The sequence below is a fragment of the Nonomuraea endophytica genome (assembly GCF_014203235.1).
Taxonomy (GTDB): Bacteria; Actinomycetota; Actinomycetes; order Streptosporangiales; family Streptosporangiaceae; genus Nonomuraea; species Nonomuraea endophytica.
This window is the reverse complement of the sequence record NZ_JACHIN010000010.1, coordinates 378104-392167: the sequence shown is the minus strand read 5'-3', so window position 1 is coordinate 392167 and position 14064 is coordinate 378104. Positions and strand designations below refer to the sequence as shown.

Sequence of the window (14064 nt, the reverse complement as noted above, 5' to 3'; positions counted from 1 at the left end):
ATCCGTGGCGATCCAAGACCGGTTCGTCGAGGTTATCGCCGAGATCACCGTGGGTAGTGGTCCGACGGCTCGTACGGAATGGGAGTACGCGTCGGGGTTCTTGATCGACGGGCGCCATGTTCTGACCTCGTTGCACGCGGTCGTCCGCGGGCAGACGCTCGTCCGGCGCGCGAGCCCCGGACCGGGGAGTTCGAAGCAGGTGTGGCAGGCGCGCGTCCTTCTGGCCGGAGATCTCGGCCTGGCCGATCTGGCCATCGTGGAGCTCGAGCAGGACGTCGGGCCGCTTTCCCGGTTCGGCTTCGCCCGGATCGCCGAACGCACCGAGCGGCTAGCGGTCGTCGAGGATTGCGACGCGGTCGGATTCCCCGCGTTCATCGAGTCTGAGACGGCCACGGGCGCCACACGCCAGCCCGCGCACGTGAGGGGCGGGATCCCCATCGCCCAGCGCCCGGGGCCGGGCCTGCTCACGCTCCAAACCCGCCACAGCCCCCGGCCGCTCCCGCCGGCCGATCAGACCCTGGCCGGCTCGGTGTGGTCGGGTATGTCCGGCGCCGCAGTCCTGGTCGGCGACCACGTCGTCGGTGTGATCTCCGAACACGCCCCCCGCCAGGGCGTCTCCGATCTGACCATCGTGCCGATCACTCTGATCGACACCCTGCCCGATGCCACCACCTGGTGGGAACTCCTCGGCCTCACCTCCGGGCAGCTGCTGACGTTGCCCCGTCTCAAGGAGGACACGGCGAGCGGCCCATCGCCCGGGCAGTCCCTGGAGGCCGTGACCAACCCGTTCCTCCTGGAAATCCACCAAGCGATCGACCTCGACGAACACCCCGGCCTGCCGCCGCTGCCCGCCTATGTGCGGCGCCGGCACGACCGGGAACTCGCCGCGGCCGTCGAGCGCGCTCTGGCGGGCGAGAGCACGCTGAAGGTTCTGGTCGGCGGCTCCTCCACCGGCAAAACCAGGGCCTGCTGGGAAGCTCTCACCCCGCTGCGTCGCTCGGGGCAGGACTGGCGGCTGTGGCATCCGATCGACCCCTCCCACCCCGACGCCGCCCTGGCCGCTCTCACTCGCGTCGAGCCGCGTACCGTGGTGTGGCTGAACGAGGCGCAGTTCTACCTCGACACTCCACTGGGCGAACAGGTCGCCGCAGGCCTCCGTGAACTGCTTCGCGCCCCTGATCGCGGGCCCGTTCTGGTGCTGGCCACCTTGTGGCCCGAGCACTGGGACACCCTCACCACCCGGCCTGCGGGCGGCGCCGACCCGCACGCCCAGGCTCGCGAACTGCTGACCGGCCACAAGATCCAGCTTCCCGACGCCTTCACCGGCCAGGACGCCCAGCGGCTCGCCGACACCGTCCATCGGGACCCGCGCCTGGCCCGCGCTGCTGCCGAGGCCGCCGACGGGAAGATCACCCAATACCTCGCCGGCGTGCCCGTCCTGCTGGACCGCTACCGCACCGCCCCGCCTGCCGTCCGAGCGCTCATCCACGCCGCCATGGATGCGCGGCGCCTCGGCTACGGCCCCCACCTGTCCGACCGGTTCCTGGCCGACGCCGCGCCCGGCTATCTCACCGACGACGAATGGGACGCCCTCGGCGACGACTGGCTGGAGGCGGCCTTCGCCTACGCCGCCCGGCGCGGCAGCGGCATCCCCTGGATCATCACCCGGGCACGCCCGCGCACCACCACGAGTTCGGGGGCGCCGGTCTGCCGGCTTGCCGACTACCTCGAACAGACCGGCCGCCGTGAACGCGCCGGCCTCTATCCACCCGACAGCTTCTGGAGTGCGGCCGCTCGCCTGACTCAGCCCGCGACCCTATACGCCCTCGGCGTATCGGCCTACGACCGCGGCCTCTACAAGGCGGCTGCCCAGCTGTGGAAGCACGCCACCGCCTATGACAGCCCGCCCGCCGCATTCCGGCTCTTGAAGGTCTTTCCCGACGATTTCCGAGTCCTCCGACACGTCCTCGAGCACACCACTGTCGATCAGCCGGCCACCGCAGCCGCGCTTCTGGGCACGCTACAAGAGCTCGGGGCGAATGAGGAGGTAGAGGCTTTGCTGGCGCGCGGCCTGGCCTCCAGCATCCCCCTTGACGACCTGTACGGGGTGGTTGCCCTGTTCCGCATCCTGCGGGAGATCGGGGCGGATGAGGACGTAGACGCTTTGCTAGCGCGTGATCTGGCGCGCAGCATCCCCCTCGTCGACCTGTATGGGGTTGTCACCCTGCTTTCTGTCTTGGGGGAGGCCGAGGCCAACGAGCAGGTTGAGGCCCTGGCCCAGCGTGCCGTCGGGGAAGTCGCCCTCACCAACCCTTTGGCGCTCGATTCGCTGCTCCGACACGCCCTGCCGTCGATTGGCCAGGGTAATCAGGTGATGGCACTGGTCGAGCGGGCCGTTGGCGATGTCGATCTCAATAACCCCTACCTGACGATCCGGCTGTTGGAACTGCTGCGCGTGGCTGAGGCTCATGAGCAGGCGATCGCATTGGCCGAGCGCGCTGTTCACACTGTCGATCTCAGCGAGCCCTTTTCGATCACTCGGCTGTTGCAAGGATTGCGGGAGGTCGGGGCTCATGAGCAGGCGATGGCATTCGCCGAGCGCGCCGTTCAGGGTGTCGATCTCAGTGCCCCGAATACGGTCGGTTCGGTGCTGGAGGCGTTGCGGAGGGCCGAAGAGCATGAGGCGATCGCGGTCCTGCTGGCGCGAGATCCGGCCCGCTTCGTTTCTCTCAACGATCCAGAGGCGATCGGCTGGTTGCTCGAAACGCTGTACACGATTGCCGCCCAGGAGCAGATCGCAGCCCTGATAGCGCGTGATCCCGCTCACCACGCTCACCTCGACGACCCCGGGGGGATCGCCCGGCTGCTCCACGCCCTGACATTGTCCGAGGCGCACGATCAGGTCGAGATCCTGCTGGGACGTGATATCGCTCGTACAGTCACCCTCGTCAGCCCAGAAGGGCTGTCCAGCCTCCTGGACTGGCTCTGGGAAGCCGGGACGCACGATGAACAAGCCGAGATCCTGCTGGCCCGCGCCCCCGCCCGGCACGTCGCCCTCGACGACCCGGAAGCGGCGTCGGAGCTGCTGGACCAGTTGGAGTTCTGGGGGGCTCACGAACAGGTCGCGGTTCTCGCCGATCGCCTCGCACGGGAGGCCGCCGTCGACGCGCATCTCGAGCTGGTCCTTGAGCGCCTGCGGGACGCGGGGGCTCAAGCGCAGGTCACGACTCTGGCCGAGCGCATCTCAGGGCATCTGCCGCTCAGCAATCGGGACGAGGTCGTTCGTGTGCTGGGGACGCTGCGGGATGCCGGTGCGCATGTGCAGGCCGAAGCTCTCCTGCGCCGCCTGCCACCACATGGCCAGTTCGCCGTCTATTGCGAGGTTCGAGCGGATCCGTCGCTGCGGAGGAACGGATGCGAACGCGACGGCTCTCCTGCCCAGCCATGGGGTTGGGCCGATCTCGATTGATGCCTCCTGGAGGACAGCACGCCTGCTTCCGTCGTCGCAGCCACCGGTCAACGAGGCAAGCGTCATCATTTCGTCAGATCCCAAGCGAACCAGATCCACTCAGCCTTCTTGCCCGACGTGGCTCAACGACGCTCACAGGTCGATCAGCTGGTTCGTGTGACACCCGAGCGAACAAGGGCCCCGGGTCAGCGATCTTGTGGCCTGCGGAGGGCGAGAAAGGCGACGGCCAGGGCAAGGGCGTGTTCGTCGGCATCCAGGCGGATCGCCCCGGTCGGATGGTAGGGGGTTGCTCCGCCATCGCGGTCCAGGCCGACCGCCTCGATGCCGCTACCTGGCGGCATCGGCACGCCGCGCTGGCCGCCGTCCAGGTCTTCGAGGTCGGGGAGCGCCAAGCCGGCGGCGGCCTTCGTGGCTAGCTGCACTGTGGTCTTCTTCAGGTCGGCTTCGGCGGCCGCCGCGCGCTGGCTGGCAGATTCTTCGCGCGCCTGCCGGAGCTCGTCTTCGGTGCGGCTGAGCAGATGCAGGGACGCCTTGGCGTCGCCTTGCTCGGCGATCAGCGCGAGCCGGGCCTCTTCGGCGCTGGCGCGGGCCGGCCGCAGAATGACCTATCCGACCAACGTGGTTTCGCGAGGAGGGCGCAGGGTAAGACAGGCTCGCGCGAGGCGCTTTCCGCCGTCCCCCAGCTGCGCAAGATGGCGGCGTTTTCCTCATGGGCCTGGCGGCTGTCGGCATGACTCGCGGGGACCGCATGGGGCAGCCATTCGGCATAGTCCGGGTCATCCGATGTGATGTCCCGGGAACCGGTGACGTGGCTGCCGTCGGGCAACGTTGTCGCGGTGGGGACGCGGAGGACTCCGCCATCGAGCAGGTGGACGCTCATCCCACGGCGCTCCCTTCGGTCCCGTCGCTGCCGTCAGGATAGCTCCCCCACCGGCCGGATGGCAGATGGCCGACTCAGCTCGGCTGGTAGCGGCCGATGTCGTAGCGGCCCGACAGCCACGTGTACACCGCGCCGCCGGCACGGTCAGCATCTGGCCGTAGCGTCTCATCACCTGCTTGGTCGCCACCGGGTTGTGCGTCGTGACCTTGTTCTTGACGGCCCACTTGAACAGGTGCATGAACGCGGCCAGTTCGCGATCCCCCTTGGTGCCGCCGATCCTGGCCGGGTTCGATTCCTCCTGCCGCCGCCAGTGCTCGAAGTCCTCCAGGTCCTGCTCCTGTGTCTCCGTCCAGGCGCGGCCGCGGCGCCATAGGAAGTCCAGCAGCAGGCCGATGTCTGTCGCATAGTTCCGCCTGGTCTCTGTCGTGAAGGATCGGAACCCCTTGTCTCGCGCATACGCGGCGAGGCGTGGATCCACCCGATAGTCGGGCGATAAGAAGATCAGATCACCGGCCCGGACACGCACCTCCCGTTCCCTCGCCGACAGGTCCTCCCACCCCTCCGAATCGACCGCCGAACACCGCTCCGCACGGCCTCTCGGGCACCCAGGCCTTGCGCCGGCCCGTCACATCAGCTCCTCTACTGAACAGGAACAACACGCCTATTCAATAGGGAAGTAGGGGCTGCCCGCCCAGCCGCCCGCCAGGGATGCTCAGCGCGGGCAGGGGTCAGCAAAGGGAGCGATCTCCGTTGCGGCCGGGCAGCAGCCCGCTCGGCCTCCCCGGACGGCCGACGTAGCCGCTGACGACAGCCTCCACAGAGGTGCGATACTTCAGCTTCTGCCAGCCCCGCGCGGAGCCTTCGTAGCGGGAGTCGGTCGCCTTGATCTCCAAGCCTTCCACCCCGGCCACATGCATCGTCGCGTACCAGGACCGAGCTTCGGCCTCATCGAGCGTCTGCATTCCCAGGGCCAGGACACCGGCCGCCAGAACGGGCGCGAACAGTTCCTGCAACAGCGCGCGCAGCGGCAAACCGGTCACGTCCCTGCCACGGTGACGCAGCACGTCGTAGACCACGTAGTGCGATCGGGGATGGGCCGCCACGACCGGAGTTCGGTGCGCGGAAGAGACGCAAGGTGTTCCCGCCGAGGGATTCGATGATGCCGGAGCAGCACGGCCCGGGAGGCCGATGCCGTCCATGACGTCCTCGCAGCAGGGAGGAGTGACCTCGGCGATGCGCCGCCTCGATCATCCGCAGGGTCTGACGCGGTGCCCCTCCGGCCCGTAGGCGGCATCGACGGGCACCGGCAGCACCTGCAGCCGATACCGAGGCCGCGGAGTCGCGGGAGCGCGCGCGGAAGTAGTCCGCCCTAATGGCCCGGCCGCCGGGCGGTCACCGACTTGTGCGTGCCGGCCACGACCGCTGAGGCGTGCAACGTACGTGCGGCGGTGTCATGGCTACGAACTGAACCCTGTACCGGGGCGGAAGGCCGACACAGCGGACGAATGCCGGGCTTGTACGGCTTCAGATCCGACGTCTGCCGGTCGCACTGCGGGAGGGCGGGCGCGGAGGCTGGGACAGGAGATCGATCCCGCTCGGCACCGTGGCCGGCGGAAGGCGGCGAGGAGACCCGGTTGAACCCAATGCATACGGCCTGGCGGGGACGACATCCCTGGATCGTGTTCGCGGCCAGGCGGTTCGCCAGGCTGGTGGTCTTGCTGTCGATCCTGGTCACGGCGTCCTTCGGACTCATGCATCTGGTCCCGGGCGATCCGGTGCGGGCCGCGCTGGGGCCGGAGGCCACGGCCGCGCAGGTCGCGCAGCGGACCAGCGAGCTGGGCCTGGACCGGCCGTTGCCCGACCAGTTTCTCGACTATCTCAGCGGTCTGCCCGCCGGGGATCTGGGGACGTCGCTGGTGAGCGGCCAGCGGGTGGGCGACATCGTGGTGGCGGGGCTGCCGAACACGCTGACCTTGGCGGGTCTGGCGTTCCTGGTGGTGGTCGCGGTCGCCGTCCCCGTGGGGCTGCTCGCCGCGATCCACACCCGTGGCGACCGGCATCGCCGAGGGGCGCTCGCCTTCACCTCCGGCACCGGGCTGCTCGCCGTGGTCCCCGAGTTCGTCCTCGCCGCGGGACTGGTCGCGACGTTCGCGGTGGGTTTGCGGCTGGTGCCGGTGGCGGGGGCCGGCGGGCCCGATTCGTACGTCCTGCCGGTGCTCTCCTTGGCCGCCGCGCCGGCCGCGATGCTGGCCCGCATCGTCCGGGCCGAAGCGCTCCGGGAACTGGGTCAGGACTACGTCCGTACGGCGCGGGCCAAACGGTTGCCCGCCCGGTTGCTGTACGTCAGGCACGTGCTGCCGAACGCCCTGACATCGGCGTTGACGATCTGCGGGATGCTCATCCCCGGCCTGGTGATGGGAACGGTCCTGGTCGAGAAGGTCTTCGCGTGGCCGGGGCTGGGGTCGGCGATCACCGAGTCGGTGCTGCAGAAGGACTATCCCGTCGCCCAGGCCATGGTGCTGTTGCTGGGCGCGCTGGTTCTGACCTCGAACCTGGTCGTCGATCTCGTACTGGCGCGGCTGGATCCCCGGCCGGCCCTGACGGAGGCATGATCCATGGCGATAGCGATCTGGCAGGCCGTACGGGAGTGGCGGCCTATGCGCGGCTCGGTCGGGGAACCGCGCGGCCGGGGCCAGGGCGGGATCCGGTGGCGCAGGGGCGTGGTCAAGACTCCGACCGGGGCGGCGGGCCTGGTGATGGTGACGGCGCTGCTGGTGCTGTCGGTGGCCGGGCCTGTGTTCTGGAGCGGGGCCGCTCGGGCGATGAACACCGAGGCCATCATGCTCGGCTCGTCCTCGGCTCATCCGCTGGGCACCGACGCGCTCGGCCGTGACATCCTGGCCCGGCTGCTGGTCGCGACCAGGCTGTCGGCACTCACCGCGGTGGGGTCGGTCGCCGTCGGGGCGCTCGCCGGGATCGCACTCGGCTCGCTCCCGGCGATGCTCGGCCGCAGGGCGGCCCGCGCGACGGCCGCGCTCATCGAGTTGCTGCTGGCGTTTCCCCCGCTGTTGCTGATGATCTTTCTGGGTTTGGTGACCGGCGGAGGCACGGGCGGTGCGGTGATCGCGTTCGCGGGGGCGATGGCGCCCTCCTTCGCCCGGCTCACCCAGACGCTCACCCTGTCGGTGACGCGCTCGGACTACGTGGCCTCGGCGCGGATGCTCGGTGTCAGCCGCCCGCGGCTGGTGGTCCGCCACGTCCTGCCCAACATCGCTGAGCCGCTGCTCGTGAACCTCTCCATCGCGGTCGGGATGGCCTTCATGGCCATCTCCGGGCTGAGCTTCCTGGGGATGGGGGTACGGTCCCCGGACTACGACTGGGGCCAGCTCCTCAACGAAGGGCTGACCCGGATCTACGACACGCCGGCGGCGGCCCTCGGCCCCGGCGTCGCGATCGTGTTCGCGGGGGTGGCGTTCCAATTGCTGGGCGAGGGCGCCATCGGCGCTCAGGCGGACCGGCGGCCCGCCCGGCCGGACGATCCCGCGCCCATCCTCGCGTCGAAGCCGTCGGTGGCCGGCGGCGACCGGGGTTCGGCGACCGTGCGCGCGGAGAACCTCCAGGTGTCGTTCCCCGCCGCGGAGGGGGTGCTGACACCGGTCCGGGGCGTGAATCTCACCGTGGCCCCGGGCGAGATCCTCGGCATCGTCGGCGAGTCGGGCTGCGGCAAGACGCTGACCGGGCTGGCGCTGACCGGGCTGGTCCCGGAGCCGGGCGTGGTGCGCGCCACCCGGCTGGAGGTACTCGGTCAGGACCCGCGCGGGCTGAGCCCGCGGCAGGCCCGGGCGCTGCTCGGGCGGCACACGGCGATGGTGTTCCAGAATCCGGGCACGGCCATGAACCCGGTGCTGCGGGTCGGATCTCAGCTCGCCGAGACCGCCGTGGTCCATCACGGGATGTCGCGCCGCGCGGCCGGGGCCCGGGCGGTCGACCGGCTGCGCGCGGCGGCGGTGCCCGCTCCGGAGCGCCGCGCCCGGCAGTTCCCGCATCAGCTCTCCGGCGGGACGCAGCAGCGTGCCGTCATCGCCATGGGACTGATGGGCGAGGCCAGGCTGCTCATCGCCGACGAGCCGACGACCGCGCTGGACGTTACCGTCCAGCGCCAGGTCCTCGCGCTGCTCCGGGACGTCAACTCCACGACGGGAGCGTCGATCGTGCTGGTCAGCCATGACATCGCGGTGGTGGCGGAAACCTGTCACCGGGTGGTCGTCATGTACGCGGGCCTGGTGGTCGAGGACCTGCCCGTCGACGTGCTGCGCTCGGGCCCCGCGCATCCCTACACCCGGGCGCTGCTCGCCTGTGCCCTCGACATGACCGGCGTGCGCGATCGGCGGCTGCCGACCATCCCCGGCCGGCCGCCCGGCCCCGGCGAGCGCTTCCCGGGCTGCCCGTTCGTCTCCCGCTGCGGCCATGCCGGCGAACGTTGCGCCACGGAGCCGCCCGCCATGGAGGAGCTCGGCCGAGGGCACCGGGTCGCGTGCTGGCATCCACGGACAGGAGCCCCATGAGAAGCCTCACGTTGCGTGAGATCACCGTCCGGCTCGATGCCGGGCGCCGTGCCTTCACGGCCCTTGACCGGGTCAGCTTGCACGTGGCGCGGGGTTCGGTCGTCGGCCTGGTGGGGGAGTCCGGCTCCGGTAAGTCCACCCTGGGCAGGGCCGTGGTCGGGCTGGCACCGCTCACCTCCGGCCGTGTGCTGCTGGACGGGCAGGATGTCACGCCCGGCCGCCGTCGCCGGCGGAGCGGGCCCGGGCTGGGGATTCAGATGGTGCTGCAGGATTCCTACAGCGCGCTCGATCCGCAGCTGACGATCGGCCGCACCCTCGACGAGGCGCGGCAGGCCGCCCTCCTGCGCCCCGCGACCCTGGCCGCCCAGTCGGCCGGTGAACTGCTTGAGCTGGTCGGCCTGGATCACGCGCTCGCCGCCGTCCGGCCCGGGACCCTGTCCGGCGGGCAACGTCAGCGAGTGGCGTTGGCCCGGGCGCTGGCCTCCCGGCCCGAGGTGCTCATCCTGGACGAGGTCACCTCGGCGCTGGACGCCTCGGTGCAGTCCGCGATCATCAACCTGCTCCGGGACCTGCGCGGGACGCTCGGCCTGACGATGCTGGTCATCGGCCACAACCTGGCCGCGGTCCGTCACTTGGCGGACAGTGTCGCGGTCATGTACGCGGGCCAGATCGTGGAAACGGCGCCCACCGAGCGGCTGATCGGCGATCCGCGGCATCCCTACACCAAGGCGCTGCTCGGCGCGGTGCCCCGGCTGAACGGATCGGTATCCCCGGGGGCGCCCGATCCGGATGGCGCGAATTCCCCGGGCAAGCTCCCGGGCGAGCCGCCCGACCCGCACGTGCCACTCCCCGGCTGCCGCTTTCACCCACAGTGCCCCGTCGGCCCGCTCGCCGTGCCGGACCGGACCATCTGCACGACCCACGACCCACGGACGGACGCCCGGCTGCGTCCCCACCAGACCGCCTGTCATTTCGCGGCATAACACGAATCCTGAGGTGAGACTCCGATCATGTCCGCCACCGAACTCAGCAACCTCGCCGATCGGCACTGGGCCTTCGTCCTGGACCGCGATCCGCTCGTACGGCTCCGCAGAGGACTCCCCGTCGAGCGGCTCCCGGACCTGGGACCCGGCGAGGCCGGCGCACGAGCCGGGCACGCCCGCGACCTGCTCGCCCACCTGGACGCGCTCTCGGCAGAGGGCGCCGATCCCGACACCGCCGGATTCCTGCGCGCGGAGGCGGAACGGGAGATCGCCGCAGAACGGCACTACTGGCTGGTCCACCCGGTGACTCCCTACCGATGCGAGTTCGCCCTCTACGAGGAGATGGTGTTCCGCCGGCATCCGTTCGGGACCGCCGGGGACGTCGAGCGCTATCTCACGTTGCTGTCCTCCTACGCCCGTCTGGTCTCGTCGGCCGCAGTCAAGGTGGCCGGACAGACGGCGCGCGGAATCCGCGTCGCCCGCCCAGCGCTCGCGGGGACCGTGGGCATGCTGACGGCCCTGCGTGACGGCGGTCCGGCGGCGTTGCGGCCGGGTCCTGGGCGGTCGGCGGCCTTGGGCGCCGCCGACCGGGGCAGGCTCGACGACGGAGCCGAGCGCCTGCTCCGTGATGAGCTGCTGCCCGCCTTCGACCGGCTGCTGGCCTTCTTCGACGCGGACTATCACCAGGCCGCTCCCCGGGAGGTCGGGTGGGTGCGATATGCGGGCGGCGAGGAGGCCTACCGGGAGTTCGTGCGGATCGAGACGACTCTCGACACCACGCCAGAGGCGCTGTACGACCAGGGCCTGGCCGAGATCGAGAAGCTGACGGAGCGCATGAACGACCTCCAGGCCGGGATGGACCTGCCGGGCGGGAACGGTGACCACCTCGCGCGGCTGCGCCGGGACAGGCGCCTGTACGCGAGGTCGGCGGCCGACTTGGAGGACCGCTTCCGCGCCTGCGTCCAGCGGCTGGACCCGGCGCTGGAGCCCAGCATGACCTACGGCTACTACGAAGAGCCGACCGCGGAGCGCCCCCGGGGCGTTTATCACTACAACGGGTCCCAGCTCGCCGACCGGCCGATCGTCAACGCCGCCGCGCTGATCTATCACGAGCTGATGCCGGGCCACCACCTGCAGGTCACCCGCCAGGCCGCCGAGACCGCGCTTCCCGAGGTACGCCGAGAGGCGCAGCTCACGGCCTATGTCGAGGGATGGGCGGAGTACGCCTCGGACCTGTGCTGGGAAATGGGGATGTACACCGATCCCTGGGACGCCTACGGATCGCTCTACCAGCAGCGGATGACGGCCCAGCGCCTCGTGCTCGACACCGCGCTGAACCTCGGCCGGTGGGGCCTGGAACGGGGCCGGGACCTCCTGCGCGCCGGCACCATCCTGTCGGAGGGGCAGATCGCCTCCGAGACGCTTCGCTACGCCACCGACATCCCCGCTCAGGCGCTGGCCTATCGGACCGGTCACCTGGCCATCGCCGAGATGCGACGGCACGCCGAAACCAGCCTTGGCTCCGGGTTCGACGTCAGCGACTTCCACGAGGTGGTGCTCGGGGCCGGCGCACTCCCCCTGACCGTGCTTCGCGCCCGCGTCGAGCGCTGGATCACGGCCTCGCGTCCAGCCTGAGTGTCGCGCCGGCACCCGTCCAGATCCCGACATTGGTCGGCTCAAAAGTCAGGACATCAGCACATATCGTGGCCCGGTCGGTCGAGAGTGTGGAGGACGCATGCGGAGTTTTGACGTCGGGATCGTAGGAGCCGGTGTGCACGGCGCGAGCGCGGCCTTCCACCTCGCGCGGCGCGGCGCACAGGTCGTGGTGTTCGAACGGTCGGTCCCGGCCGGCGGCCCTACCGGCCGCTCCAGCGCGGTCTGCAGAGCCAACTACACCAACCTCTTCCTGGCGGAGGTGGCCAGGGACAGCCTGGCCATGCTCGCCGACTTCACCGAGCTGACCGGCCGCTCATCGGGGCTGTGCCGTACCGGCCTGATGTACCTGCACCCGCCGGGCGACGAGATCCAGGTCAAGGCGGCCGGCCCGCGGCTGCGCGAGATCGGCGTGGACGTGGACGTCCTTGAGGGCGAGGCGCTGAGCGCCGCGCTTCCCGGCTTCGAGCTCGACGAGGTCGCGGTGGCGGTCTGGGAGCCCGGCGGCGGCTACGCCGACCCGGCGAGCACCACGGAGGGCCTGCTGGCCGCCGCCGTACGACAGGGCGCCGACCTTCGGCTGAACACCGCCGTCACAACCGTCCGGGACCGCGCCGCCGGCGTGCTGGTCGTTTCGGCGGACGGCGCGCGGACCGAGGTCGGCCGGCTGCTGGTGGCGGCGGGTCCGTGGACGCGCCCGCTCGCCCGACAGGTCGGTGTGGACCTCCCGCTGGCGGTCGAACGGCACGCCGTGGCGTCCTTCCGCCGGGCAGGAGCGCCACCGTTCCCCTTCGGCTTCGCCGACCTGCCGGGCGGCTATTACTTCAAGCCGGACGGCGCCGAGCAGTTCCAGATCGCCTCGCTGGCGTCCGCCGCGAACGCCGATCCCGACGACTTCGCCGAGGACGTCTTCGGCCACGAGGTGTCCGGCCTGGCGGCGGACCTGATCCGGCGAGTGCCCGCCCTGGCCGACGCGGAGCCGCGCGGCGGGTGGGCGAGCCTCTACGACGTCAGCCCGGACTGGCAACCGGTCATCGGGCAGATCAGTGAGCACGTGTACGTCGACGCCGGCACCAGCGGCCACGGCTTCAAGCTCGCCCCGGCCCTCGGCGCACACGTGGCCGCCCTGCTGGCCGATGATCCGGTGGACGACAGGCTGGACCAGTTCCGCCCGGGCCGGTTCGAGCGCGGCCGGCGCCTCGACTCCGGCTACGGCGAGACCAGGATCATGGGCTGAGCACCGCCGCGCCGTCCGCGCTCAGGGCGCCTCGTCGGGATGCAGCCCCGCCAGCCGGGCCAGTTTGAGACCCAGATGCAGGGCCAGCCGGTCACCGCCGTCGTTGAAGCGCAGGCCGGTGATGGACTCGATCTTCTCCAGCCGGCCGTACAGGCTGGCGCGGTGGATCTTCAGCTCGCCGGTGGTCCGCTTCGGGCTGCAGGCCAGATCCAGAAAGGCCTCCGCCGTGGTCACCAGCGTCCCGTTGCGGTCGCTCTCGAACAGGCGGGTCACCGCCGGGTCGAGCACCGCGGAGGCGGCGGCCCGGTCGAGCGGCAGCCGCGTGAGGGTCCGGTAGACACCCAGGTCCGCCCAGCGCACCACCGGGCCGCCGGTGCCCACGACGTCGGCGACCTTGGCTGCCAATCTGGCCTCCTCGTAGGAGGCGAGTGCCTCGGTGAGCTCACGCGGCCCCCCTACTCCGACGAAGACCCGGTCGACGTCGGCCTCCCGTACCGCCGTGCGGCGCAGCAGTTCGCCGAGCTCGAGTTGCCCCGCGCCGGCCGGGATGGCGCTCCGCGAGACCAGCAGCACACCGTGGTCGGGACGGGCCAGGTGCACCGCTCGCCGCGCCGCCAGGTGACGCCTGGTCTCCAGCAGTGCCATGTCGGCCGCGACCTGGCCCCTGTCGCCGGGCACGCCGGCGCCTGCGAGCCGGATCACCAGCGCGACGACCTGCCCGGTCACCAGCAGCTCGGTCTCGACGAGCTTGGCCGCGGCCTGGCTGCGTACCACCGGCTCGGCGGAAAACAGGTCGCGGAGCAGTTCCCGCTGGTGGGCCTGGTCGATCTGGTCGATGAGCCGGTCGCGGAAGAGCACCGAGGCGGCCAGATCCGCTGTCGCCGCGCACTGGCCGACCTCCTCCTCGGTCAGCGACTCGTCGGCGTCGATCAACACCAGGAAGCCCAGTAGAAACCCGCGGCAGCGGATCGGCACGGCCAAGCGCGGCAGCATCTTCAGCTCGGGGTCGGCCGCCACCTTGATCGGGCCGGTCGCCGCGGTGATCAGCGGCTCCACGCTGCGCAACACCGCCTCGGGCGCGACCCGGTCCAGGATGGAGCTGAGCCGAGGCTCGTCGACCGGGCCATAGTGCGGGCTGTAGGCCAGCAACCGCAGCTGAGCGTCGTCGATCGCCACCGAACGGCGTAGTTTGCTGCCCAGCGCCTCGACGAGCTGCTGAAGCTGGGAATCCGTCACCCTCTCATTGGATCACACACTCCGACCTGCGATTGTCGGGC

10 protein-coding genes are annotated in these 14064 nt (G+C 70.8%); 6 read left to right on the top strand and 4 right to left on the bottom strand.

Features of this window, described 5'->3' with window-relative positions; genetic code table 11:
- The first annotated feature begins 4 nt into the window (after positions 1–4).
- On the top strand, positions 5–3469 hold the full coding sequence (locus HNR40_RS34570) for a S1 family peptidase (protein ID WP_184968881.1): 3465 nt from the start codon (positions 5–7) through the stop codon (positions 3467–3469).
- A gap of 185 nt (positions 3470–3654) precedes the next feature.
- Here HNR40_RS34570 and HNR40_RS34565 read toward each other — a convergent pair whose 3' ends face one another.
- The 3 genes from HNR40_RS34565 to HNR40_RS34555 all read right to left on the bottom strand — a co-directional run bounded on the left by HNR40_RS34565 (position 3655) and on the right by HNR40_RS34555 (position 5548).
- Positions 3655–3891, bottom strand: coding sequence for a hypothetical protein (locus HNR40_RS34565; protein ID WP_184968879.1), 237 nt, complete (start codon positions 3889–3891; stop codon positions 3655–3657).
- Positions 3892–4245: 354 nt separating this feature from the next.
- The gene (locus tag HNR40_RS34560; RefSeq protein ID WP_184968877.1) at positions 4246–4875 is read right to left on the bottom strand and encodes a site-specific integrase; all 630 of its coding nucleotides are present in this window, start codon (positions 4873–4875) and stop codon (positions 4246–4248) included.
- A 202-nt stretch (positions 4876–5077) separates the two neighbouring features.
- Positions 5078–5548, bottom strand: a complete 471-nt coding sequence (locus HNR40_RS34555; protein ID WP_246509738.1) for an ATP-dependent DNA ligase — start codon at positions 5546–5548, stop codon at positions 5078–5080.
- A 444-nt stretch (positions 5549–5992) separates the two neighbouring features.
- On the opposite strand from HNR40_RS34555, the gene HNR40_RS34550 reads away from it, so the two are divergent.
- The 5 genes from HNR40_RS34550 (at position 5993) to HNR40_RS34530 (ending at position 12787) form a co-directional block, all read left to right on the top strand.
- Positions 5993–6961, top strand: coding sequence for an ABC transporter permease (locus HNR40_RS34550; RefSeq protein ID WP_184968989.1), 969 nt, complete (start codon positions 5993–5995; stop codon positions 6959–6961).
- 3 nt (positions 6962–6964) lie between these two features.
- Positions 6965–8914, top strand: coding sequence for a dipeptide/oligopeptide/nickel ABC transporter permease/ATP-binding protein (locus tag HNR40_RS34545; protein WP_246509737.1), 1950 nt, complete (start codon positions 6965–6967; stop codon positions 8912–8914).
- The gene (locus HNR40_RS34540; RefSeq protein ID WP_184968873.1) at positions 8911–9897 is read left to right on the top strand and encodes an ABC transporter ATP-binding protein; all 987 of its coding nucleotides are present in this window, start codon (positions 8911–8913) and stop codon (positions 9895–9897) included. Before HNR40_RS34545 ends, HNR40_RS34540 begins: the two co-directional genes overlap by 4 nt.
- A gap of 27 nt (positions 9898–9924) precedes the next feature.
- Complete coding sequence (locus HNR40_RS34535; protein WP_184968872.1) at positions 9925–11532, top strand: DUF885 domain-containing protein; 1608 nt, start codon at positions 9925–9927, stop codon at positions 11530–11532.
- Between the two features lie 100 nt (positions 11533–11632).
- A complete protein-coding gene (locus HNR40_RS34530; RefSeq protein ID WP_184968870.1) occupies positions 11633–12787 on the top strand; it encodes an NAD(P)/FAD-dependent oxidoreductase in 1155 nt (384 codons plus the stop codon).
- 21 nt (positions 12788–12808) lie between these two features.
- Here HNR40_RS34530 and HNR40_RS57470 read toward each other — a convergent pair whose 3' ends face one another.
- Positions 12809–14023 carry a PucR family transcriptional regulator gene (locus HNR40_RS57470; protein ID WP_184968868.1) on the bottom strand — a complete coding sequence of 405 codons (1215 nt, stop codon included), beginning with the start codon at positions 14021–14023 and terminating at the stop codon, positions 12809–12811.
- Positions 14024–14064 lie beyond the last annotated feature (41 nt).

Coding starts and splice junctions, on each gene's coding strand:
- HNR40_RS34540 (WP_184968873.1), top strand. CDS start 8,911: ATGAGAAGCCTCACGTTGCGTGAGATCACCGTCCGGCTCGATGCCGGG.
- HNR40_RS34535 (WP_184968872.1), top strand. CDS start 9,925: ATGTCCGCCACCGAACTCAGCAACCTCGCCGATCGGCACTGGGCCTTC.
- HNR40_RS34550 (WP_184968989.1), top strand. CDS start 5,993: ATGCATACGGCCTGGCGGGGACGACATCCCTGGATCGTGTTCGCGGCC.
- HNR40_RS34555 (WP_246509738.1), bottom strand. CDS start 5,548: ATGGACGGCATCGGCCTCCCGGGCCGTGCTGCTCCGGCATCATCGAAT.
- HNR40_RS34530 (WP_184968870.1), top strand. CDS start 11,633: ATGCGGAGTTTTGACGTCGGGATCGTAGGAGCCGGTGTGCACGGCGCG.
- HNR40_RS34545 (WP_246509737.1), top strand. CDS start 6,965: ATGGCGATAGCGATCTGGCAGGCCGTACGGGAGTGGCGGCCTATGCGC.